Source organism: Parapedobacter sp. ISTM3, from assembly GCF_016533505.1.
Taxonomy (GTDB): domain Bacteria; phylum Bacteroidota; class Bacteroidia; order Sphingobacteriales; family Sphingobacteriaceae; genus Parapedobacter; species Parapedobacter luteus.
In genome coordinates, this window is record NZ_JAENGN010000008.1 from 25,958 (window position 1) to 49,817 (window position 23,860).

General features: G+C 52.1%; 21 protein-coding genes. 1 reads left to right on the plus strand and 20 read right to left on the minus strand.

Annotated features, from left to right (window positions below):
• Window position 1 precedes the first annotated feature (1 nt).
• From JHJ32_RS12215 to JHJ32_RS12245, 7 genes are all read right to left on the minus strand, one after another.
• Window positions 2-586, minus strand: a complete 585-nt coding sequence (locus tag JHJ32_RS12215; protein ID WP_200121148.1) for a hypothetical protein — start codon at window positions 584-586, stop codon at window positions 2-4.
• A 7-nt stretch (window positions 587-593) separates the two neighbouring features.
• On the minus strand, window positions 594-1,253 hold the full coding sequence (gene cas6 / locus JHJ32_RS12220) for a CRISPR-associated endoribonuclease Cas6 (protein ID WP_200121149.1): 660 nt from the start codon (window positions 1,251-1,253) through the stop codon (window positions 594-596).
• Window positions 1,254-1,269: 16 nt separating this feature from the next.
• Window positions 1,270-1,413 carry a hypothetical protein gene (locus JHJ32_RS12225; protein WP_200121150.1) on the minus strand — a complete coding sequence of 48 codons (144 nt, stop codon included), beginning with the start codon at window positions 1,411-1,413 and terminating at the stop codon, window positions 1,270-1,272.
• 305 nt (window positions 1,414-1,718) lie between these two features.
• Complete coding sequence (locus JHJ32_RS12230; protein WP_200121151.1) at window positions 1,719-2,228, minus strand: thermonuclease family protein; 510 nt, start codon at window positions 2,226-2,228, stop codon at window positions 1,719-1,721.
• A gap of 65 nt (window positions 2,229-2,293) precedes the next feature.
• Window positions 2,294-2,959 carry a response regulator gene (locus JHJ32_RS12235; protein ID WP_079718622.1) on the minus strand — a complete coding sequence of 222 codons (666 nt, stop codon included), beginning with the start codon at window positions 2,957-2,959 and terminating at the stop codon, window positions 2,294-2,296.
• Window positions 2,960-2,970: 11 nt separating this feature from the next.
• Window positions 2,971-4,662 carry a tetratricopeptide repeat-containing sensor histidine kinase gene (locus JHJ32_RS12240; RefSeq protein WP_233632630.1) on the minus strand — a complete coding sequence of 564 codons (1,692 nt, stop codon included), beginning with the start codon at window positions 4,660-4,662 and terminating at the stop codon, window positions 2,971-2,973.
• A gap of 105 nt (window positions 4,663-4,767) precedes the next feature.
• A complete protein-coding gene (locus tag JHJ32_RS12245; RefSeq protein ID WP_200121152.1) occupies window positions 4,768-4,947 on the minus strand; it encodes a hypothetical protein in 180 nt (59 codons plus the stop codon).
• 439 nt (window positions 4,948-5,386) lie between these two features.
• Between JHJ32_RS12245 and JHJ32_RS12250 the strand changes: the two genes are divergently transcribed.
• A complete protein-coding gene (locus JHJ32_RS12250; protein WP_200121153.1) occupies window positions 5,387-6,331 on the plus strand; it encodes a hypothetical protein in 945 nt (314 codons plus the stop codon).
• A gap of 64 nt (window positions 6,332-6,395) precedes the next feature.
• Here the strand turns inward: JHJ32_RS12250 and JHJ32_RS12255 are convergent, their stop codons facing one another.
• From JHJ32_RS12255 to JHJ32_RS12315, 13 genes are all read right to left on the minus strand, one after another.
• Complete coding sequence (locus tag JHJ32_RS12255; protein WP_233632631.1) at window positions 6,396-7,508, minus strand: lactonase family protein; 1,113 nt, start codon at window positions 7,506-7,508, stop codon at window positions 6,396-6,398.
• 102 nt (window positions 7,509-7,610) lie between these two features.
• Window positions 7,611-7,697 carry a twin-arginine translocation signal domain-containing protein gene (locus JHJ32_RS23190; RefSeq protein ID WP_139378795.1) on the minus strand — a complete coding sequence of 29 codons (87 nt, stop codon included), beginning with the start codon at window positions 7,695-7,697 and terminating at the stop codon, window positions 7,611-7,613.
• A 26-nt stretch (window positions 7,698-7,723) separates the two neighbouring features.
• The gene (locus JHJ32_RS12265; protein ID WP_200121154.1) at window positions 7,724-9,910 is read right to left on the minus strand and encodes a PQQ-binding-like beta-propeller repeat protein; all 2,187 of its coding nucleotides are present in this window, start codon (window positions 9,908-9,910) and stop codon (window positions 7,724-7,726) included.
• A complete protein-coding gene (locus tag JHJ32_RS12270; RefSeq protein WP_200121155.1) occupies window positions 9,910-11,193 on the minus strand; it encodes an MFS transporter in 1,284 nt (427 codons plus the stop codon). The genes JHJ32_RS12265 and JHJ32_RS12270 overlap by 1 nt, the downstream gene beginning before the upstream one ends.
• Before the next feature lie 12 nt (window positions 11,194-11,205).
• Window positions 11,206-11,610 carry a nuclear transport factor 2 family protein gene (locus tag JHJ32_RS12275; protein ID WP_200121156.1) on the minus strand — a complete coding sequence of 135 codons (405 nt, stop codon included), beginning with the start codon at window positions 11,608-11,610 and terminating at the stop codon, window positions 11,206-11,208.
• A gap of 57 nt (window positions 11,611-11,667) precedes the next feature.
• Window positions 11,668-13,164: a mandelate racemase/muconate lactonizing enzyme family protein gene (locus JHJ32_RS12280; RefSeq protein WP_079718615.1), complete on the minus strand. Its 1,497-nt coding sequence runs from the start codon at window positions 13,162-13,164 to the stop codon at window positions 11,668-11,670.
• A 34-nt stretch (window positions 13,165-13,198) separates the two neighbouring features.
• Complete coding sequence (locus JHJ32_RS12285; protein WP_200121157.1) at window positions 13,199-14,125, minus strand: RraA family protein; 927 nt, start codon at window positions 14,123-14,125, stop codon at window positions 13,199-13,201.
• A gap of 56 nt (window positions 14,126-14,181) precedes the next feature.
• Entirely contained in the window at window positions 14,182-15,729 is a 1,548-nt protein-coding gene (locus JHJ32_RS12290; protein WP_079718611.1) for a SusD/RagB family nutrient-binding outer membrane lipoprotein, read from the minus strand.
• A 13-nt stretch (window positions 15,730-15,742) separates the two neighbouring features.
• The gene (locus JHJ32_RS12295) at window positions 15,743-19,171 is read right to left on the minus strand and encodes a SusC/RagA family TonB-linked outer membrane protein (RefSeq protein WP_200121158.1); all 3,429 of its coding nucleotides are present in this window, start codon (window positions 19,169-19,171) and stop codon (window positions 15,743-15,745) included.
• A gap of 298 nt (window positions 19,172-19,469) precedes the next feature.
• Window positions 19,470-20,552 carry a FecR family protein gene (locus JHJ32_RS12300; RefSeq protein ID WP_079718608.1) on the minus strand — a complete coding sequence of 361 codons (1,083 nt, stop codon included), beginning with the start codon at window positions 20,550-20,552 and terminating at the stop codon, window positions 19,470-19,472.
• Between the two features lie 188 nt (window positions 20,553-20,740).
• Window positions 20,741-21,796 carry a sugar phosphate isomerase/epimerase gene (locus JHJ32_RS12305; RefSeq protein WP_200121159.1) on the minus strand — a complete coding sequence of 352 codons (1,056 nt, stop codon included), beginning with the start codon at window positions 21,794-21,796 and terminating at the stop codon, window positions 20,741-20,743.
• A gap of 40 nt (window positions 21,797-21,836) precedes the next feature.
• Window positions 21,837-23,012 carry a Gfo/Idh/MocA family protein gene (locus JHJ32_RS12310; RefSeq protein ID WP_233632633.1) on the minus strand — a complete coding sequence of 392 codons (1,176 nt, stop codon included), beginning with the start codon at window positions 23,010-23,012 and terminating at the stop codon, window positions 21,837-21,839.
• 152 nt (window positions 23,013-23,164) lie between these two features.
• Complete coding sequence (locus JHJ32_RS12315) at window positions 23,165-23,725, minus strand: sigma-70 family RNA polymerase sigma factor (RefSeq protein ID WP_176146271.1); 561 nt, start codon at window positions 23,723-23,725, stop codon at window positions 23,165-23,167.
• Between the last annotated feature and the right edge of the window lie 135 nt (window positions 23,726-23,860).

Here is a 23,860-nt window from a genome sequence, read left to right on the forward strand (position 1 = left end):
TTTAGGCCATTTTTACCGGGTTTCCTACTGTATAAAGCCAGCCAAACATCGGCTCCTTTGTAACCCGGTTATACCCCACATGAAAGGAGTTTTCAGTACGTTCAAAAATGAGTTCATACCCGTTGAACAACTCCCCTTCTTCAAATTCTACTTTGTCGATTTCTAAAATCTCTTCAGGCATTAACACATCCTCATTTCTACACAAACAGACATGTTGTTTAAAAGCAGCGTCAGCATCTTCCCTTTTGCCAAACGCCAGGCACAAAACCGGCTCTAGTAGTATACCTCTAACCAAAACGGCTGTCGGTCTTTCAAAGAGAAGTTCTTTTCCTCTTCTTGTCGAGTTCCAACCTCTTGTTTGAATCACTTCCTGTTGCTGACTCACTTGTGTATAAGATAACCGATGCCTCAAAATCTTTTTAATCCCCACTTCATTTAATAATTCGGGAAATATTTTTTTTTCAATGCCTTCGACGATACTCGGAGTAAGAAACTGCTGTGAAAAGGTTTCACTGTCTCTAACTGCCGTCCACGGCTTGATAAAACCAAAAGGGCCGGAATATTTCACAACATAGTATTTTTCCATCTTAAAACTATTTTAAAGCACCAAAGCCTATTCCCGTACTATGGCCCAAGCCTACCAGCCAAGCAAATGCGATTTGTTCCGGTGTTCCCGTAATCACAACCGGGGCAAGGGTCGTTTTATTTTTTACCCCTTTATAATCCACCAACTTGGTTTGTGGGAATGCGTAACTTTGATCTAACTTTACAGCTACACCGTTTGAATTTAGTCCCACATAAGACAATTTACCCTTTAAGTTCTCTGTAAGCAGCACATCAAAATCGGCATCGTTGAACGTGACATGCGTTACCTTGCCGTCATCGCGCCTCTTAATCAGGATAGGGCTGTTCATCACAAATCTCTCTTCATTAGTAAATTTAGGCACCTCTTTTACCTGCACATCCAAAACCCGGCTACCACAAAAAGTCTCAGGATCTTTCAGAATGCCCTTTAATACCGTTTTAATAAGCTGCTCATTGTAAGCACTGATAAAAAAGTAAGCGTTAGAGGCCAGATTAAGTCCTGATTTAAACGAATCGGTATTTTGCAGCCAAGAAAACGAATAAAGACTCCTTTTTCCATGTTCCTGGTTTTCCTCTCCAATCCATTTGTGAACAACACCCGTGAGGAGATGTTGATAATTAAAAGGTATTAATTCCTTGTTTTTCGATAGCGTTATATAAATCCTCATAGTCTATTCTTGTTTCTCATTTTAGTTGTCTGACGTGCAAAACATAATCGCCATCCGCTTTCTCCAGTATTCCGTAAATAGCGCTGGACAGCAGATACTGATAGGAAAAAGGGAGTTCTTTTTCTCCGCCGATATGCAACAAAGACAGGTTGAATCGCATTTATATAATAAGTTATTTGTTCGAGTTTATAACCTATAACAGAAGGCCTTGGAAATCGCAACGTCTACCCGGTCTAGGCTGCTGTTATTGGTCAATGCTAAAGTTAAGCGTTTTCGGTCAACAACGCACAACAATGTTGGCATTTTTTTTTCCGGAATCGAGATAGTATCTGGTGTTCTTCGCATTGACTTGCCTGGTAATCGTGTTGCAAATCTTATTCATGTGTGCTGCCATTTGCTTACGATGTCAAAAATACTCGGCGTAGTCATCCGTTCCATACGGGAAACCGTAAAGCCGCAATTACTTCAAAAAATTTCGGCCCATAGCCCCCGCTCCGCCTGCCGGGCCTGCCGCTGTAAGTCGGCAAATAAGTCTACATATTTGATATTTGGAGGGTAAGTAGCCATCACCGCGTAGCCTTGGGCGACCAGATGGGCGTTTAGAAATGTGCCGTCTTCGAGATAGACATAGGCCAATAGCCGTTGATACCGATCTTTTTCCTGCACGTCCAGTTCCAGCCGGACTCGTTTGTGCAGCGTCAATTTTGTCACATACGCCTTGGCCTCTTCGCCGAAGTGCCCTTTCTTCTTCCGGCCTGCGTTGCGCGTTTCGGGCGCATCTATCCCGATGAAGCGAACTTTAACCTCGTCCGCCCCGTCCCTCACCCAAAAGGTATCCCCGTCTATCACCTTGGTCACATAGACATACTTTTCTTTCGGCGCCGATATTTGTTTTTGGCCTGCCGGTTCAGCGATTTCAAACGCAGCGCAGACAACGAGGAGCAAGGCTACGAAGATGGGAGCTTTCTTAATCAAATAGGATTGAATTTGCTTAAAGCAATCGTGCATCGTGCCAAAATTAACGAAGATACGACATGGCACTAAATAATTTCAATATCCTTACAGTAAGCGATAAGCTGCGCGTTGTTGGAAAACCCCAACACTTCCTTCATCAGGCTAAGCCGTTTCTCCACGCTGCTTAGCCCGGAAGGCTTGATATGTTGTTTCTGCAGGTAATACGGGATATCCTTTTGCAGTACACCTTGCGAAAGCAGCTTGATGATGGTCACATCAAAAGTGGTAAACTCATAGGAATTTTCCCCTTGGATGGTTTGCTTCAAATCCGGCGATAGATAGGTGCTGTGCTGGTAAACGGCATGGATGGCTTGCTTGAGATTTTGGGCATCACGCCGCGCTTTACGGACATAGCCGTCAATCGAGAGCGACTTAAACAGATTGTCCACGATGGGTGCCCTGTTTTCTGCCGAGAAGACGATCACCTTCAGGTCTGGCTGTGCTTCCCGCGCTGCCCGGATAAGCGCTTTCCCGTCCACGAGCGTTTGCTTGCAATGGTCTTCTTCAAAATATAGGTCCGTAATGAGTAAGTCATAGGGCTCGCCGGCCTTCAACGCATTCCGTATCCAGGCAAACGCATCATCACAATAATAGACATACCTGGCGTCAGCTATGCCAAGTTCGTCCAATGTCTTTTGTACAGAAATATTCGCTATCTCGTGGTCTTCGGCAATCAATACTTTTTTGAACATCCGCTAACAGTTTAAAAGACGGGAAAAGAGAGGTGTATTTTTAATCCCTTTTCGACCTCGGTGTCAAAGGTAATGAGGCCGCGAAGATTTTTTATACGGTTTCCCGTATTGGTAAGGCCATTGCGATAAGTAAACGTTTTAGGCAGGCCGACACCGTTATCGCTGTAGTGGATATGGAGCTCATGGCCGATTCGTTCAAAACGCACGGCAACGTGGCTCGCCCAGCTGTGCTTCTTCATATTGACCATGAGTTCTTGCAGGATGTGCTCGATCTCATGCTTCACTGCCAACGATACGGTTTCCCATAGGTCGATGTCGTTTCCCACGATGACTACTTTCGTTTCGTCTGAAGCGAATGAGGTGAGCAGGCCCGCCAGCTTATCGTTGAAGTCCGGCGGATCGGCCGACGGCACATCGACCTCGGTATCGTAGGATATATCGCGCGACTTCTCATACATGACTTCCAGCCGGTCCAAGATTCCTTCCCTATCGATATCGGGTTTGTTTTCGATTTCGGTCATCACGCGATAAAGTCCGTTGGCCACCACATCGTGCACTTTTTTGGACGTTTTGAGCTGATGCGCTTTTATCCGGTTTTGGGCTTCGAGCTCCAGCCGCTGTTTTCGCTTCCGGTGCCAATACACACTGCCGGCTAACAACAGGATAGCGATGATGGCAATGACCGTAGTCAATATTCGCTGCCGGCTGATCTGGTAGGCGTTTTCGGCATTTTCTTTCTGTAGCCTTAAGTTGTCTGCTTTGTTTTTCTCCGCCTCGTACCGGATAACGGCAAATTGGTTTTTGGCAGCGTTGCGAGCTAGCTGGACACTGTCGCTAAGCCGTTGATACGTCGCAAAGTACAATTTGGTCGAATCAGACGGCCCCAACCTAATCATTCGTCGCAGGGCCAGAATTTGGTCGTCGGCACTTTCGATTTGCTTGGCCACCTCATACCTCTTACGGGCGTAATACCAGGCCGAATCCAGCCGCTTTTTTTGATAATAATCGGTAAGATGTGCATAGCTGGCGTTTAGGCCCCAAAGGTCATTTTCTTCCTTCCGGATACGGAGCGCACGTAAAAATTCCGGTATTGCGTTGTATGTGGGATCTTGAAGCCATTTCAGGATGGTCATATTTGAAAGGACCCGGGCATATTCTCGAGGGTCCTTACTGGTTTCTTCTACAACTTGCTGGTATATTTGGTAGGCTTCGCTGTAGTTTTCCATCTCTTTGTAGGTGACAGCTTTGTTATTAAGGTAAATACGGGTATCCAGCGAATCGTCCGAAAATTTAATTGCCAAGTCGTAGAAATCCAACGACCGCTTATAATCTTTTAGGTTACGTGAGGCTATTCCGAGGTTGTTGTAATTGGAACCTAGGTAATGGTGGTGTGCCCGGTTCCGCTGGTTTAAATATGCAACAGCTTGGAGCGAGGTCTCCTGACCGCCGAAATGATCACCTTGATTGGTCAAAATGATAGCCATCTGCGTGAGACAGTACGCCGCATTGAGGCTGTCATTGGCTTCCAGAAAAACGTCTTTAGCCAGGTTGAGATAGAAAAAAGCACTGTCTACCGGGCCGCTGTCCAAGTATGCAAATGCCTGATCGTAGTACGGATTGTCAATGGGCTGGGGCTCGTGAGTTTCCTCCCGCGAACACGAAAGAAAAATAATGAAGAACAACGATATGCTTAGGTGTTTCAATAGGATGTAAATTTTATTCGAAATTAGCAAAACTAAAAAACAGAATAAAATTTTATACAAATAAAAAAAGGCAGCCTTCGCTGCCTTCTACGATTGGATATGTATTTACGTACTTTGGGGCGGCCTGGGGGGCACCTGTCCGGTTTCTCCACCGTTTCCGTTACTTGAACCGCCACCGTCTCCACCACCGCCGTTCGTAGTCTGTATGGTGGGCTGGCCCTGACCGGAATTACTGCCTGAAGGACACACCAAACCCATTAGTATTGCAAAAATGTAATACAACATAATTCAAAAATTTTAACATGAAAAACTTGGTAGGTCCCCGCGACCCATTCGCGGGGGTTGCTACGTTGGTTTTCAGAAGGCCTTCTGAATTTGTTGGGAAGTGCGAGCGTCTATCGCGGGAGCTAATAACTGCTTCCCAAACCGGCTATAAGCCACCGCGATTTCTTCTCATTTTGAAACCTGTTTCGTACATTTACCTCCATTGTGAATCAATGCTTGAACTGATTTCTGAAGCAAAAATATGGAGCGCAAACACCTAACCATCAGCAAATTCTGATGATTCCGTTATTCAACATCTTATTCCTGATTTTCCGGATGGACGTCTTGAAATTCCGGTGTTGGGCGATGGTGTTTTTACTTATAAAAGAATACGGGATTCCGTTAAAAGATTACGGGATTCCGTAAATTCCGATTGGTCGGTTGAGCTAATTTTGTCGCAATGTCAGAAATTGATAAATTTAAGGAAGAGGTGATAAACACCTATCGGGAAAAGAAAGAAAAGCATGCCCTGCCCAGTGAACTGGAACGCCCTTCTCCGGCACAGCTCAGGAGGTATTGCCTGGTACTTTTACGTAGGGGCGACATAAAGCAAGATATTCCCACCCTATTAAAAATTTTTAACGCTGATAATAAGCATGCCGATCTGGAGACCGCTATTCGAAAGTTTGGAACGGATGGATTTAAACCACTAAAAAATTTTATAATCGGCAAGACTAGCAAGCCTCGTGAAAATATCGTGAAGCTGCTGGCGATATTAATCGACTTCCAGCCCCGCCCCTTTGATAAATGGCGGGAGGCACAACGTAGCGACTCAAAGGAAAAACAAAAGGAAGACCAAGAAGAAACAGCCGCGGATCCGCCCGCTGATCAGGCGGAAGAATGCCAGGCGGATATGGCCATAAAAGAGAACGAAGATGTGCCCAAGGGGCAAAAAAATGAGGTGTCGACTTCGGCATCGGAAAATGCGGGCAAGGAAGGCTCGGGTAAAGGACAGGCCAAATCCGGAGTTTGGTCGACAATCAAAAAACCGGCATTGTATGGAATGGTTGCATTTTTGGCGACAATCGGTGCGTACCGACTCGCCGACAGCTTTGATCGGGAATGTATGTATTGGCGCACCGACCGCTATGTACCGATCGCTTGCCATACAAAAATCGACGACGCGAAAATTATCCCCCTGAATAAGCAACTGGCCAAAAACTTCCGCAAAATCATGCAGCCAGATACATTGACCAAAGACGCCCTCGGAAAAGTTTGGTATGTCAAGGTTACGGTGGACAGCATCGAGTTTTATACAGCTCCCGGCTTTTATCCATTGGATACCAATAAAAGGCTAAAGCCGGTAACGCTGTACATACTCGATAAATACGTATTTAATAGGTAAAGAAAGCAATAAATAAGGTTACATCTTCCGGACTCGGATTCCAGAAGAAAGTAAAACTGGGGGATTAAAAAACCAAACACACCGGCGATCCCACAGCGATGCGGTGCCCGGTATCTTGCAGTAACCCCGTAGCTGCATCCCTGCTGAAGACCACCACCTCATCGGTATTCTGGTTGGCCACCAGGAGGTACTTGCCGTCCGGCGAGATGTTGAAATTGCGGGGACCACGGCCCAGCACGGACTGATTGCCGACCTTGGTGAGCGTGCCGTCCGTTGCGTTCACCCGGTAGATGGCCAAGGTGTTGGCATCGCCCCGGTTTGATGCGTACAGGAACCGGCCGTCGGGCGACAACTTAATGTCTGCCGCACCGTTTTTGCCGGTGAAGCCCGCTTCGTTTATCTCCACTTCTTGGATGGCTTCCAACCGGCCGTTTTGCTGCCGGTAGACCAGCACGTTGGCAATCATTTCCTCAATGAGGTAGACAAATTTTCCGTCGGCGGATTGGGTCAAATGCCTGGGACCACCGCCCGGTGAGCTCTTGGCAACGGGTTGCGCCGCAGGGATAAGCGGCCCGTCTGCGCTGGCGGGCCGGAAGTCGTAAATGTGTACATTATCTGTTCCCAAGTCCTGCACATAGATGCGTCTTTCATCGGGCGTAAAAAAAGCGGAATGCACATGCGGGGCTTGCTGCCTGCTTTGGTCGGGGCCACTGCCGGTATGCTGGATAAGCTGGCTGATTGCGCCAAGGCTTCCGTCGGGCTCGATGGGGAATACACTGATGCTGCCCCCACCGTAATTGGATACAACAACGTGCGTACCTCCCCGGTCGACGGCGACATGGCACGGTGCATCTCCTTGTGTAAGCTGCTGGTTCAACAGGCTCAGCCTCCCTGTAGCCTCGTCATATGCATAGGCGCTGACCGCCCCTTCGCCGTCTCCATTTTCATTGGCCGCATAGATATATTTCCTATCGGCACTGATAGCGAGAAATGACGGATTGTTGGCGGCCGCCGTACTTCTCAGCGTAGCGCTACCGGTGGCGGGATCAAAGGCGTAGACGTAGATGCCTTTGCTCTTTCCATTGTTTGTGTACGTGCCGATGAATAAATCAATCGGTTGGTGCTGGGCAAAAATCATGGCGGGCAATATGATTAACAATGTGGCTAATGTCTTCATCAAAACAACTTAGTTTATAATAATGTTCAATAATAAATAAAATTAAGGAGATTGCCTAACCTCCTTGTGCTGCGGATTTGACCACACCTTGCTTGGCCTGGGCTACCCGCCGCTCGCCCCGCTCCCTCCTACCGTCATGGCTGCCAGCGCGGCGGTGTTTTTGATAAACGCTCTTCTGTTGGCTTTCATGTTTTGTAAGTTTATTACTATCGTTTTTACTCAAGCGCAAATGCGATATATGATCCGCCTGGCTTGAGCCCATACTTGGTGCCTCCTGCCGCTACGACGACGTATTGCTTTCCATTGACGGAATAGGTCGCCGGCGTGGCGAACGCCCCGGCGGGAAGCTGATACGTCCACAGGATCGCACCGGTTTTCTTGTCAAACGCCCTGAACAGCTCGTCTTGCGTGGCACCGATGAACAGCAGCCCGCCGGCCGTCACGATAGGTCCACCATGGTTTTCGGTACCTGTGGGGGGTATACCTTTTGCTGTGAGCGCAGGAAATTCGCCGAGAGGAACCTTCCAGAGGTATTCGCCCGTATTCAGGTCGACCGCATTCAAGGTGCCCCAGGGCGGCTTCACCCCGGGATACCCTGCTGGGGTACGGAACTGCACCTGCCCATTGTTTACCCACGGCGCGACATAAGGAAACCGGCTTGTGGTGTCTTCTTCAACGCCGGCTGCTGAACGGTTGTGCATATCTTCCGGTTCGTCAGTTTTGAGCAGGAAGTTGATGATGGCTTCCCTGCGGAACTCATCCATGTGCTGGAACGAAGGCATCATCCCCTTGCCCGACTGGATGACGGCGGCGATATCCTTGCGCTGCAAGCGCTTTCCGACATCCACCAGCGACGGGTTGTTGCTGCCGCCGCCTTGGAGATCCGCACCGTGGCAGACCGCGCAATGGGTCGCGTACAGTGCTTCACCTCGCGACAATTGTGCGTTACGGCGTTCTTTCATACTGGTTTCGAGATCCAGCATCCGGAGATCCCACGGCATCTCGTTGGAATTGACGTAAAAAATGCCGTCCGGATCGGCTGCCGTACCACCCCATTCGGCACCTCCACCGATGTGGAAGACCAATGTGCCTTCTACGCTTGGGGGAATAAACTTGTTGCCCGAGCGCGTTTGCAGGAACCTTTTTTTCACGAATTCGTACGATTCGGGGTCGAGGTCGTTGATATCTGCTTCAGTAAAGTACTGGCGGGCGAATGGTTCAGGCTTCAGCGGATAGGGCTGCGTGGGCCAGGGCGCTTCGCCCGGCACGGCGCCTTCCACCGGTACGGGGCGCTCCTCTACGGGAAAAAGCGGCTCTCCGGTATCGCGGTCGAGCACATAAATGAGCCCGTCTTTGGTGGCTTGTGCTACAGCGTCGATCATCCTGCCTCCGTGCCGCACCTGGATGAGGTTGGGCGGATTGGGGATATCGCGATCCCACAGGTCATGGTGGATGGTTTGGAAATGCCACTTGCGCTTGCCGGTGAGCGCATCCAGGGCGAGGATGCAGTTGCCGAATAGGTTTTGGCCATGCCTGCCACCGCCGTAAAAGTCGGTGGACGGCGAGCCGGTGCCCAGGTAGACAACGCCCCGCTTGGTATCCAGCGTCATTCCGGCCCAGTTATTGGCGCCGCCCATATAGTTGTAGGCCTCGGGCGGCCAGGTGTCGTATCCAAATTCGCCGGGGCGGGGAATGGTATGGAATAGCCATTCGAGTTTGCCCGTCCGCGTGTTGAAGCCGCGGATATGGCCGGGTGCGGCGTCACCGAACTCCGAGACCCGCGTACCCATAATCAGCACGTCCCTGTACACCGCGCCGGGCGTGGTGGCGATTACCATCAGCTTACTGACGTCATGATCCAGCCCATCGCCCAATCCGGCATACAGGCTTACGATACCGCCCTCGCCAAAATCTGCTTTCAGCTCGCCCGTTTTGGCGTTCAACGCAAAGAGGCTGGAACCGGCGGTAAAGAAAATACGCTCATCGCCGTTTTCACGCCAATATACCACGCCCCGGTTCTGGTGATACCGGGGTTCGATGTACTCGAATGGATCGAACCGCCACACTTCCTTGCCGGTTGCGGCATCCAAAGCAAATACCTTTAACTTCGGTGATGTTGCATACAGCACGCCATCCACGATAATGGGCTGGCATTGGATCTCATAACCGCGTTCATTGGGATCGCTGTTTTCGCCGGTGTGGTATTGCCATGCCACCTTCAGCTGGCTCACGTTGGCTACGTTAATCTGATCCAACGGTGAATACCGGTTCCCCGCATTATTACCACCATAAACCGGCCAGTCGTCTCCCGTATGGTCATTACGCTCGTCATGCGAAGACGAACAGCCAAGGGCTATTGCGGCCGCAACAACCAGTGCCCTGCTACGGAATGAACGCTTCATCACGGTGCCGATAAGGGTAGTACCGGGCTGGTTTTCCGCTGCCGGGGCGATTTCACCACGATGATCGTCAGGATGGCGGAAGACAACAGCGCGAAGGCCATCAACAGGTACGAAGCACCGAACCCTCCGGTGGCACCATTGAGGTAGCCGACGATATATGCGCCTACGAACGAACCGAGCGCTCCCATGCTGTTGATAAGGCCCAGGGCACCCCCCGCTACATTCTTGGGCAGGATCTCGGTGATGACCGCGAAAAACGGCCCATACGGTGCATACATGGCGCCGCCGGCCAATACCAGCAGGATAAATGACAGCCAGAAATTGCTGGAGCCCACCAGATACGACCCATACAGTGCGAGTGCCCCCAGCAGCAGGAAGGGCCAGATGAAGATCTTCCGGTTGAGCGTTTTGTCTGAAAGATAGGAGGCGCCGAGCATGGCGATGATCGCCAGCAGGTACGGTACGGCGGCCAGCCATCCGGTGGTCACGATATCCATATTGGGTGCTGCGTTGATGATGGATGGCAGCCACATCACAAAACCGTACAGGCCGAGGCTCCACAAGAGGTATTGCAGGCACAACAGGATGACGGCCCGTGAGCGGAAGGCCTGCGCATAGTTTTTCACCGGCTTGATTTCCCGCTGTTCCTCCTCCAGCGTGGCCTCCAAGGCTGATTTCTCCGGCACGCTCAGCCAGCTTGCTTCCTTGGGCCGTTCATCCACCATCCGCCACCACACGAAGGCCCATAGGATGGCCGGCGCACCCTGGATGATAAACATCCAACGCCAGCCCAGGGCATCGATGAGGTATCCCGAAAGCACGGACATCCAGAGCACCGTGGCCGGATTGCCTAATATCAAAAACGTGTTGGCCCGCGAGCGCTCTGCTTTGGTAAACCATTGGCTGAGCAGGATGAGCATGGCCGGCATCACCGCGCTTTCCACGACGCCCAGCATGAACCGGATGACGACGAGCCACCCGGCATTGCTCACCATACCGGTGGCCGTGGCAAATGCACCCCATAGAATCAGCGACCAGAATATTAGCCGCTTGGCACTTTTATGCGCAGCGTAGTGGGCACCGGGAATCTGGAAAAAGAAATACCCCAGAAAGAAAAGCGATCCCAATAGCGACGACATGCCGGGCGTGATACCCAAGTCTTCGGCCATGCCGCCCGCGGCGGCAAAGCCGAAGTTGGCCCGATCGAGGTAAGCGAGGCTATACGTGATGAAAACAACGGGAATAATGCGGTACCACCGCGACCTTGCTAATTGTCTTTCCATAATTGCTCCCTGTTATATCCTTACGGCTTGGCGGGCAAGCAATTGCCAGCCCTCGCTGCTTTTCTGCCACACCTGCAGCACATGCAGGGTGACGGTACCGGGTTCTTTTCCTTCGTCATGCGTGTGGGCAAAAAAACGGTGCCGCACAATCGCCGTATTGCCGGAAAGGTCTACCGTCTGGTCAGACAACTCCAGGCTCAGAAATTTGTTTTTGCCGGATACAATGGCAGCCACGCAGGCGTCGCGGTCTTCAACCAGCCCGCTGGAATGCCCGTAGGTGAGCTTCGGCGACGTCAGTTTGTAGAAAACCGATTCATCCGGCTCGACCATTGTCTGCCGGAATAATTCGACAGCGGCTTCTACTTCAGCCACTGCCGTTGATTCATTTTCGCTTTCATTGCATCCAGTCATCATCATTATACTTATAGTAAGCAAGAATAGATTACGCATCTGATATCCTAATTTTTTGTGTGATTAACTCCATGTACGGTCGTGTGAGCGCCTGTCGTCCCATTGCGGGGTGGGCTCGAAATAGCTCTTGTCTTTGTCAATCAGGTATTTCTTCACCACCTCGTCATTCAGTTCGATACCCAGTCCCGGCGCGGTAAGTGGCACATTGGCGTATCCTTTTTCGATAAGCTTGCGTCCATCGGTGGTCACGACCAGATCTTCCCACCAGGGCAGGTCTACCGAATGGTGCTCCAGGGCAAGGAAGTTTTCGGTGGCTGCAGCGCAATGTACGTTGGCCATGAAGGATACGGGCGTGCCTGCCTGGTGCATGGCCATGGCAATGCCAAATTCCTCGGCGTAATCGCCGATACGCTTGGTTTCAAGCAATCCGCCGGATGAGGCTAAGTCTGGATGGATGATATCTACCGCCCGCTCATGGATAAGCGGTTTGAAATCTTTCAGCAGGTAAATATCTTCGCCGGTGATGGTAGGCGTTTCGAGTGCTTCGGTGATGGTTTTCCACTGCTCGGTATATTGCCAGGGCACCATGTCTTCGAGCCATGCCAGCCGGTATTTTTCCAATGCCCTGCCCAGGCGTATGCCGTTATTCAGGTCGAAATGGCCGTAATGGTCGGTCGAAATCGGAATCTCATACCCCGTCAGGCTCCGGATGTTGGCGACAACCTGCTCGAGGTGATCCAGCCCCTTATCGGTGATCTGTATTTGGGTAAACGGGTGCATCCGGTTGGCGTAAGACATGTAGCCGTAGTTGCCCCACTGGGCCAGGCGTCCTTGTTCGTTTTTCCAAAACTCGGCATTCACCACCGCGTCAGGCACGTCAAGCACCTCGCCGATGGATACGTCCATCTTCAGCCAGGTATACCCCTGTTCGTTCACCCGGTATTCGATTCGTTTCTTCTGCTCTTCGGGCGAGCCGCCTTCCGGCGTGTCGGCATAGAGCCTGACCTTATCGCGGTACAAGCCCCCGAGCAGTTGCCAGGCGGGCACACCGTACGCTTTGCCACAGATATCCCACAGGGCCATTTCTACGGCGCATACGCCACCGGCCTGACGGGCCGGGCCGCCGAACTGCCGAATCATCTTGAATATTTTCTCGACATTGCAGGGGTTTTCACCGATGATGCGGCTTTTCAGGAAGAGGGCATAGCGCTCATCGGCTCCATCGCGTACTTCCCCCAGACCGTAGATCCCTTGGTTGGTATCAATGCGGATGATGGCTGTGCGCCCCAGGACGCGGGTCACGCAATAGCGCATGTCCGTAATCCGGAGGTCCGACGGGGCAGACCGCCGGTTGACCTTCGAAGTGGTGTGCGCTAAGGTGTCTTCGATAGACATATTCATGAAACCGCCTAAGGCTAAACCGCCAAATGCCGCCTTTTTCAAAAATTCACGGCGCGCGGAGGTCGTGGCCGGATTGGCCAGCTCGGCCTGCATCGCGGCACGCTGTTGTTGTTCTGCTTTTCGGGTTTGTGCTTTCAGTTGTTGTATGATGGTTTTCATTGCTGTCAAGTAATCTGTTTAATAATGAGGTTCGTTACCAATTGCGTTGTTTCATGTAATTGTCCAGTTCTTCCCGGCTCATGGGCAGGTCTTTTTTCTCCCGCAGCCAGCCCAGGAAATCTTCACGGATGGGGGCTGTCCACCGGCTGTCGACGTCACCGGCGGTATACTTCTTTTCCTTGATGCGCTGCTTGCCGAACTCATCGCGCAGCATGATGAACTCAGCGTTCAGGACAATCTCATGAAGCAAATGCGCGGGGATAAAAACGGTGCCATATTGGTTGGCAAGCACCGCATCTCCGGGCATGACCGTTGCCCGGCCGATGCGGATGGGGGTATTGATGGATGTGAGCATCATCTGCTGAATAAACGAGGGGTCATACCCCTTGACCCAGCCGTTGAAGCCTTCGACCTCACGGATCCCCTTCAAATCGCGCACGCTCCCGTAGAATATCACGCCACGCTTGGAGTTGGTATAGATGGCGTTGGCCAGGATATCGCCAATGAGGGTGCCGTCTACAATTTTTCCATAACCATCGGCTACATAAATATCGCCGTCTTGCAGCACATCGATAGGCCACGAATTGGTACCGCCGGCGCTGTTCCGGCCTTCCTTGATGCCGATAGCCCGGAGGGTACTGTCTACATCGGGCCGCGATGGCATGTATTGGGCCGTCACCGCCCTTCCGGTCATGACTTCATCGGGGTTGACGATCATCCAGTCGGCCTCGAACTGGTTGTGGTAGCCTTTGGCACGCAGCCCGCCCCATGCTTCTTCGATGGATACTTTTTTGAGTCGCTCCAACAGTTCGTCGGGTACTTTGGGGCGGCCGTCGGGAAACCGGTCGCCCTTCCACAATGGGGTGAGGCCGATGATTGTTTCGCGGGATGGCGCTACCTCCTGGCCGGCAACTCGGACAGCCGAAAAGAGAAACAGCAGATAAAGGATAGTCGTTTTCATTAGCAAAAAATTAGTGGTTTTATTATCTGTTCGTTTGTGGCATCAACAACGTACACTCACCGGTCCCAAAATACCGGCACGCCCAGGTTGTCGCCCCCCATGCGGTTGGCGGCCTCGCTCACGTTAGCGCTGTTGACCGACACCTCACGCAGGGGATAGACCAGCCGGCGGATAAACCCACCGCCGGCAACGACCGACGGATCCTGCGAGGGAAAGTTTATCGGCGACAACTGCGGATAACCGCTCCGGCGGAAATTTGCCCAGCCCTCCGACCAGTTGCGGAAGGAACTTACCCAGTATTGCTCATTGATCTGCTGCAGGGCATTCGCCTCATCAAATGCCACTCCGGCACTGCTCAGGTAGGCGGTCTTTTCCGCAGCGGAGATATCGGGCATGCTCCCGTAGAGGTTGGCCTGCTCCATGTGCGCAATGATGGCACGCTCGTAATATTCCGCGGCAGTACCGGCGGTAATGAACCCCCGATACCGTGCTTCGGCCAGCAGCAGCTGGGTCTGCGAATAGCTGACCAGGTATTCGGGGGCATCGATGCGCATCACCGTCGCCCGGTTGAACTGGGAGTAGCGGAAGGCTGAGCCTATCTTGCCAGGGAAGCCGGGTGCATCTTCGATGGAACTTTCGTCATAGCCATAGGGCATCCCCTGCTGGTCGTCCGGATCGGTATTGGCATGGCCTGCCGTGGCCAGCGGATTGGAAGGATTCTCATATAAAACCGCGATGTACCGTAGCCGCGGATCGTTGTGGGCCTTCAGGAAATCGACGAACGCTTCGCCGATGTAATAGTTTGCACGCTCGCCACCGAGTAATGCATTCGATGTGGCATTGGTGTAGGTGGCGTTGAACTGGATGAGCGCATTGTCGTCATTGGAGAGCATTACCCCGCCACGGGCGGGATCGACCGCCTGCGCGACCAACGACCGTGCCCTGCTCTCGTCTATCTTGGTGTAGCGCATGCCGGTACGCAGCAGCAGGGCATTGCCCAGGCGCTTCCATTTGGCAATATCGCCGCCGTAGAAAAGATCGCCGGTACCGATGGAGCCTTTGCTGGCATCCAATGCATCGGTCGCCTGGACATACTCCTGGATGATGGATTCGTATATGGCCTCAGACGGGTCATACTTGGGCAGGAAATTGCCGCTTAAGTACCCCTGGCCGGCTTCGCTGTATGGCACATCACCATATGTGTCGACCAATAGCTGGAAGCAGTAGGCTTTCCATATCCGCGCCATGTTATGGAGGTTGCTGGCGTCGGGGTCATCCTGCGTCTTGTTGATGACCTCAATGAGGTACCGGATGGATTCGGTAAACAACGAATTAAACGCGGCATTGGCATGCTGGTCATTGATGATATTGCGGTTGCCGGCGGCGAGCTGGCCACCGTACGGGGTATTGATTTGCTGGACAATCTCCCCCTGGTAATGGTACGACGGAATGGCCGAAAGCCGCTGGGCGTTCGAAAACAAATACACCGGATTCAGATCATTGGCCAGCGATGGGTTGATGTTTATGGTCTCAAAGTTTTTGTCACAACTACTCATTGCAAACACCAGTAGCATCATTGTGGCGATTAATAGATTTCGTTTCATGTCTGGTTTGCTGCTAAAAATTAACATTTAAGTTCAAGCCATATGTCCGGGTCGTTGGCAGGGCGTGTGTTTCGAGGCCCGATCGGAGGTCCGATGCGGAATACTGCACTTCGGGATCGAGGTTGTCGATGGATTTCCGGATGATGAATGGATTATTGACAAAGAGGTTGGCATTGACTCCCTTGACAAACGTCCGCCCGAAGAATCTCGAAAAGTCGTATCCCACCGAGAGTGTCCGGCACCGGATGAAACCAGCATCATACACAAATGGGGTGGCCACGTTCGCCGAACGGTACTGGCTGTAAAACAGCTCGGCCTCCACTGGCGTGCTGTTTGGCGTACCATCGGTGTTGACGCCCGGGAAGACCACGCCGCTTTCCCTGCCTACAAGGCTGTTTTTGTGCAGGCCGTGTCTTGTCCAGTTGAAGTTGGAGTTGGAAATCATCTTATGTCCCGCCTTGAAATCGATCTGGGCAAAAAACTTGATGCCCTTGTAGGTCACCGTATTGAGCCACCCCCCGGTATGGGGCGGTATGGCACTCCCATAAGTGACCAAACTGCCCGGAAGGAACAAGCCGTTGGACGTGATGATCTGCCCTTGTTCGTTGCGCAGGTAATCTACCCCCCGAAGCGATGCCATCGGCTGCCCCACTTCGTGTGATACGATGCCGATGTATTCGCCGGTACCCACGTCAAATCGCTGCTGATTGTCGGCCAACTGCAGCACCTTGCTCTGGTTCAGTGCGTAGTTAAAGGCGGTTTCCCATTGGAAATGTTCATTGCGTACCGGGACGATGTTCAACAGCACTTCGACCCCGCGGTTGCGCAGCCTGCCCACATTGACGAGCGTCTGGCTGTAGCCGGAGGCGTTGGAAATATCGACATTGAGTATTTCGTCTTCCGTCAACTTGTTGTACACCGCTGCATCCACCGACAGCCGGTTGTCAAACAGCTTGAAATCAATCCCTATTTCCGTCTCCTTGACCGTCAGTGGCCTCAGGTTGGCATTCGGGCTGATGGAGGACGTGATGATACCCAGCGGCACACCGTTGAATTGGTTGTTTTCAATATTGTAGTACAGCGTGTTGGTATATGGATCGGTGTCGCCCCCCACTTCGGCGTACGAAGCCCGCAGCTTGCCAAACCCGAACCACTCCGGCAGGGATTGGAAAAGCTGGCTGAACACAAAGCTTGTACTCACCGACGGATAGAACGCACTGTTGGACTGCGGATTCAGCGTGGAGAACCAGTCGTTCCTGCCGGTCAGGTTCAAGTACAGGTATTCGCCAAAGGAGAAGTCGATTGTACCGAACACCGAATTGACACGTTTGTGCCAAAACGCATAGTTGGGGTTTTTGATCTGGCCATTGTCCACGGTATACAGGTCGCGGATAAAGAAATTCGTCACCGACGTACCCATGCGTTCGGACTTCTGATCCATGGAGTTGGCACCGAAGGTGGCATCTACGCCCCAAACGCCAAAGGTGTGGTTGAGCCCGAGCAGGAAATCGACGTTGCGTTCGCGGAATGTCCCCGTATTTTGGAAATAATTGCCATTGAATCCGCTGGGCGCCACGGGCAGCATAGCCGTGCCGGTAGGCCTGTTGGCATGCCGCACATTGGTGAAGAAATCCTGGCCCACGCGCCCCTGTACCCACAACCAGGGCGCGATATCATACCGCAGGGTAACATTGCCGAACAGGCGATCGCGTTTCTGGGTTTCAAACCGCTCGTTGATTGTCCAGTACGGATTGGTCCTGTCGGTAAAGCGGGCCGGATTGATTTCGTTGCCCGTCACGGGATCTTTATAAGCGTTTTCCAGCCAGCGGATGTCTACGCTGTTGGCCATGGTGTATACCGTTTGATTAACGTTATAAGCCTGTTGGTTCAGCGCTGGGGGATTGTCATTAAACTCATTCGAATAGTTGGCATTGACCTGCACAGAGAGCCCTTCGGTGAGCATGTAATTGAGGCCCATGTTGAGGATTTTCTTATCAAAATCCGAATTGGGCACGATGCTGTTGGCATCGGTATTGGCAAACGATACCCGGAAGTTTCCTTTTTCGTTGGCACCTGATACGGCCAACATATGGGTAAACGTGTTGCCCACGCGGTAGAAGTTTTTCACGCGGTCTTCGTTGGGCAGGTAAGGGCGCTCCACGCCGTCGTGCTGCATAATGGGCTGGCCGTCAAACCGGGGGCCGAAGCTCCAGACGCCCGTGCGCCGCACATCGGCCAGCGTCTCGTTGCGGATGCCGTACTCACCCTGCCCATATTCATATTGAAAATCTGTATAATCCAGGGGCTGGTCGCCCTGGTAGCTCAGCCCATAGCTGATGCCAATGCCCCGGTCTTGCTTGCTCCCCGATTTGGTTGTGATGATGATGGCGCCGTCCTTTGCGCGGAACCCATACAGCGCCGCTGCGGCGGCCCCCTTCAATACGGTCAGGGACTCGATATCGTCAGGGTTGATGCTCTGGAGGCCATCCCCCAGGTCCGTATTGATCTCGCCCGTATTGCCCTGCCCCGAGGCATTTGCCCCACCCTGGGGGGCGTTGTTGATGGGAATCCCGTTGACGACAATCAGGGGCGAATTGTTGCCGCCGAAGGATGACTGTCCGCGCAGCCTGATTTTGGAAGACCCGCCGGGCCCGCTGGGGATGCCCGAGACGTTCAGTCCGGCAACCTTACCCACCAGGCTATTGCCCACGTTGGTGGTGCGGCTCTCGGTCAGCTGATCCGTATCCACGGCGGACGCCGAATAGCCCAGCTTCCGGTTTTCGCGCCGTATACCCAGGGCGGTTACAATCACCTCCCCCAGTTCTTTGGTATCTTCCTGCAACTCGGCGTTGACCGTACTACGCGAGTTGACAGGGATTTCCAGGGGCAGATATCCGACATAAGAAAATACCAGCACGGCGTTGGGCGGTGCTTCAATGACGAACTTGCCCGCATCGTCCGTTGTACCGCCCGTGGATGATCCTTTTACAGACACACTGACGCCGCTCAGCGGCTGCCCACCTGCGCTGGTGACAGTACCGCTGACGGTGATGTCTTGCTGCACCACTTTTTTCCTGACGACAATCAAGTTGTTGTCAAGCGCCTTATACTCCAAACTGGTGTTGGCAAGCAGCATTTCCAGCACCTTCAGCACGGGCGTGTTCCGTACTTTGATGCTCACGAGTTTGTCCAATGCGCCGTTATCTTCGCTGTACATCAACCGGATTTTCCCCTTTTGTTCCAAGATTGGGAACACGGTCTTCAATCTGGCATCCTGTACGACCAAATCGATCTTCTCGCCCTGGGAGTAGGTTCTGGCGGTTACGTTCAACGTCAAAATCAGCGTTAAAATGACCGTGTAGTTCAAGAGAAAGAAAATTGGTTTTAATTGGACAAAGAAATGATGATAAAGAACTCTTTTGCTTAGTTCCTTTTTTTTCATAATTTTGGCTTTTATCGTTAAAAAATCTGACCCGAGCAGTGGCTGCTGCTCACTAAAGGTTTTGGATGAGAAGTGTTGGCGCACTTCTCATTTTTTTTTATAGATCGTCACGTCATAGTTTTCAGTTTAATATGTTCAACCTAAATGAAAGTCACCGATGGTTTATACTGATCGTTCCTAATAATAGACAATATTTTACGCCAGATTCCCTAATGGAAAAGATCATTTTGACCCGGGCAGCGGCTGCTGCTCACTAAAGGTTTTGGATGAAGAAGTGTTGGCGCACTTCTCATTTTTTTTAATAGATCGTCACGTCATGGTTTTCGATTTTATAGTTAAACGAATGAATAAATTGCAAGGCTTCCAATAATTGGTGAATATCGTCTTCCTCGGTAATGGTGGACGTATACCGGTAAGCCATGACCTTTGGATTGGTTACCCTGATGTTGACATTGTACCACCTTTCTATTTTGGGTATCAGCTCTTTCAGCGTTTCGTTTCGGAATACCAGCTTGTCATCCACCCAGGAAGTTTCCTGGATGTACTCCTCATTGGCTACCTGTACCTTGGAGAGGCTCCCGATGGTCAACGTAAGCGCATTTGTTTTGCCATCCCCTTCGTCCGGGGCCGCGGCAGGATGATTGGTGATGGCGACTTTTTCATTCGGCTTCATCAGGATTTTTTCATTTGGCCGGTCATTGACGGACAGCTCGATCGACCCCCTGATGAGTGTGGTTTCTGTCTTGCTATCATCCGGATAAGCCTGTACGTTGAACGCTGTGCCCAACACCCGTATGGAGATTTTGTCCGTAGCGATGGTAAATGGCCGCTTGCTGTCTTCCGTCACATCAAAAAACGCTTCCCCTTGCAGCTCCACGGCCCTCGTGGCATGAGTTTTCATCTTACTATCGTACCACAGCCTGCTGTCTGCATTGAGCCACACCTTCGTGCCATCCGGTAAAACAAACTGCTTACGCACACCTTTTTCGGCGACGATTTCAACCATATCGGGCTGCACCGCCGTACGGGGGAAAATCAGCCACAGCGCCGTCAGGCACACGGCCAGCGTCAATGCATAAACGGCCAGCCGTTTTTTTCCCGGACGCCCCCACAGCTTTTGCGTAGGTCTATCCAAAAATGGCGTTGCTGTCGCCTCTCCCTCAAAGGCCAGGGCTTTGCCGTGCCGGCGTTTATGCCAATCGAAAAAGTGTGCGCCGTGGTTTTCCTCCGGCGAGCTTTTCCATAGCTCACCGACAAACTCTTCATAATATACGGCATCCGGATGATTTGCCAATAAATTATCCAATTCTTCTGACTCACTGGCACTGATTTCACCAGCTGCCCTACGTGTCAACAACACGATGATTCGCTTATCATCCATAAAAACCGTAAAGACTTTATTGATTTATAACTGCAGTCTTTGATAGAATAGACAACAGTTTTAACGGATCTCCCTAATGGAATGTGACATTTTTTGGGGATGGTGGGTGGTTGGTGGTCGCTGGTGGGTAATGAAAGGCAGTGGTACGACGCTCGGTTCGCTCGTACCACTGCCGCTTATTATCGTGGTTAATCAAGCCCCAACAGCCGCCGGTTGCTGGCTTCGTCTGCCTGCCCGCCGGCAAAATCGTCAAAGGTTTTTTCCGTGACGCGGATGATATGATCGTTGATGAATGCGGCCCCTTCACGGGCACCGTCTTCGGGGTGCTTCAGTGCGCACTCCCACTCCATCACCGCCCAGCCCTTGAAATCGTAGGCCGTAAGCTTGCTGAATACCGCCCCGAAGTCGACCTGGCCATCGCCCAGCGAACGGAAACGGCCAGCCCGCTCTACCCAGCCGGAATAGCCGCCGTATACGCCTTGCTTGCCCGTCGGGTTGAACTCGGCGTCTTTCACATGAAACATCCGGATGCGCTCGTGGTAATGATCGATGTAAGCCAGGTAATCCAGGCATTGCAACACAAAGTGCGACGGGTCGTATAGCAAACACGCCCTCGGGTGGTTATCTACCTTTTCCAGGAAACGCTCGTAGCTAACCCCGTCGTGCAGGTCCTCGCCGGGATGGATTTCATAACACACGTCCACACCGTTTTCATCAAACACATCCAGTATCGGACGCCAGCGCTTGGCCAATTCAGTGAATCCGGTGTCGACCAGGCCCTGCGGCCGCTGCGGCCAGGGATAGACGGTATGCCACAACAGGGCGCCACTGAACGTGGCATGGGCATCCAGCCCGAGGTTGCGCGAGGCCTGTGCCGCATATTTCAGCTGCTGCACGGCCCACTCGGTGCGGGCCTTGGGATTGTTGTGGTATTCCGCAGGCGCGAAGCTGTCGAATAGCTGGTCATATGCCGGATGTACAGCCACCAGTTGCCCCTGGAGGTGGGTAGACAATTCGGTAATTTCGAGCCCCAGTTCGTTCACTTTTCCCTTGATTTCGTCGGCATACGTCTTGCTCTCCGCTGCCTGCTTCAAATCGAAATAGGAGGTCGCCCAAGTGGGTATCTGGACACCCTTGAATCCCAATTCCTTAGCCCACCGGCAGATGGACTCAAACGTGTCAAACGGCGGTTGCTCGCCCAGAAACTGTGCCAGGAAGATACCCGGCCCTTTTATGGTTTGCATCGTTATTTATTTTTTAAAATAAAACAATCGTTTTCTATTGTTACACCGTGAAGGGTGTCCATTTTTCATTGCTTTCGTTGCTGCGGACAACGTTGTCGAGGAACGCCATGCCACGCACGCCGTCGTCCACCGATGGGTAATCGTACGCATCAGCATCCTGCGGTACGCCGGCAACCTTGGCGGCCAGCGCGCCTGCAAACAGCTTGTACAGATTGGCGAACGCTTCCAGGTAGCCTTCCGGATGCCCCGCCGGGGTGCGGCAAAGCGACGCGGCTTCCGCGGCGATCCACCCGCCGTTGTTCGACCGGTAAATCTGCGTGGGCTGGTCAAGCCATTTTACCACCAGGCTGTTGGGTTCCTGCTGATGCCATTCCAAACCGCCGTTTTCTCCATAGACACGGATTTTCAGGGCGTTTTCTTCCCCAGCGGCGACCTGCGACGCAATGAGTACGCCACTCGCCCCGTTTTCGAAACGCAGCAGCACATTGCCATCGTCATCCAGCTTCCTGCCCTCCACGTACGTGTGCAGCGAAGCACAAAGGTGCGTCGTGCGCAATCCCGAGATAAACTCGGCCAGGTGCAATGCGTGTGTGCCGATATCGCCCATGCAACCGGCCTTGCCCGATTTCGTCGGGTCCGTCCGCCAGGAAGCCTGTTTGTTGCCGTCCTGCTCCGAAAACTTGCTCAGCCAGCCCTGCGGGTACTCCACATAAATCTTGCGGATGGCCCCCAATGCGCCGTCGCGCACCAGCTGCCGGGCCTGCCGTACCATCGGGTAGCCCGCATAGGTATGCGTCAGCAAAAACAGCAGGCCGGTTTCATCCACCTTTTGTTTCAGCTGCTTGGCCTCCTCCAAATCAAAGGTCATGGGCTTATCCAGCACCACGTGAAAGCCATTTTCCAAGGCCAGCATGGCCGGCGCGAAATGCACGTGGTTGGGCGTCACTATGCTGACAAAATCCATCCGCTCGCCTTCAGGAAGCGCCCGCTCCCGCTCGATCATCTCCTGAAAACTCCCATAAACCCGGTCGGAAGGAAGGAACAGGGAACGCCCGCTTTCTTTCGATTTGGTGGCATCCGAGCTGAAAGCTCCGCAGACCAGTTCAATCCGGTTGTCCAATTGCGCTGCGATCCGGTGTACTTCGCCGATGAAGGCACCGTGCCCACCGCCTACCATACCCATCCTGAGTTTACGATTGATGCTGTTGTTGCTCATAATAGTTGATTTTATAAGTTTCTATGGAAATGCTATCGTTGGCACCCGCAAGATGCCCGCTTCGCAAAAATATTATTAATGTGACAAAATTCATGGGATTGCCGCAATTATTTTTGCGCAAATCATCGGCACCGGCCACAACCGGCCAGGGATTACACCAGCTTAAACTCGGCCTTTAGAATGGCGGCCAGTTTTTTCATGGCATTGACCAGGTGAGCATCCACCGTTTTCGGGGAAAGGCCCAGCAGGTCGGCCACTTCCTTATAGGAAAGTCCGTCTTCTTTTATCAGTTTGAACACCAGCTTGCATTGCTTGGGTAGCAAGGCTATGGCATGCTCCAGCTTGGCCTGCAACTCGCCCTGCAAAAAAATCGCTTCCGGCGATAGGGTTGCCAACTGTATATCCACTTCGATGTCATTCAGCGAGATGATTTCTTTGCCCGCCTGCTTCTTCAGCGCGTTTAGCGCATGGTTGCGGGCCGCCACGAAGGCATAGTACCTGATATTTGTCACGTCGGCAAGCCGCCTGCGCTGTTGCCAGAGCATAAAAAGCACATCACTTGCTACCTCTTCGGCCACCTCCCATGATTTGACAATGCTATAGGAGAATTTCCGTATCGGAAGAAATAACTGATCAAACACCTGCCTGTAAGCACTTTCTGAATTTGACGCAGCCATTTCGTCAACCAAAGCCTTTAGTTCCGCTGGTTTCATCGACATGGTTTTACAATTGGTTATGTCAAAGGTAGTCATTAAATTTAATATTCCAACCTATGGACAGTGTTGTTGTTTTCGGCTGCTTCCGGCATGGCACCAATGTGTTAAAAATGGTTAAATCCATGCCTTATT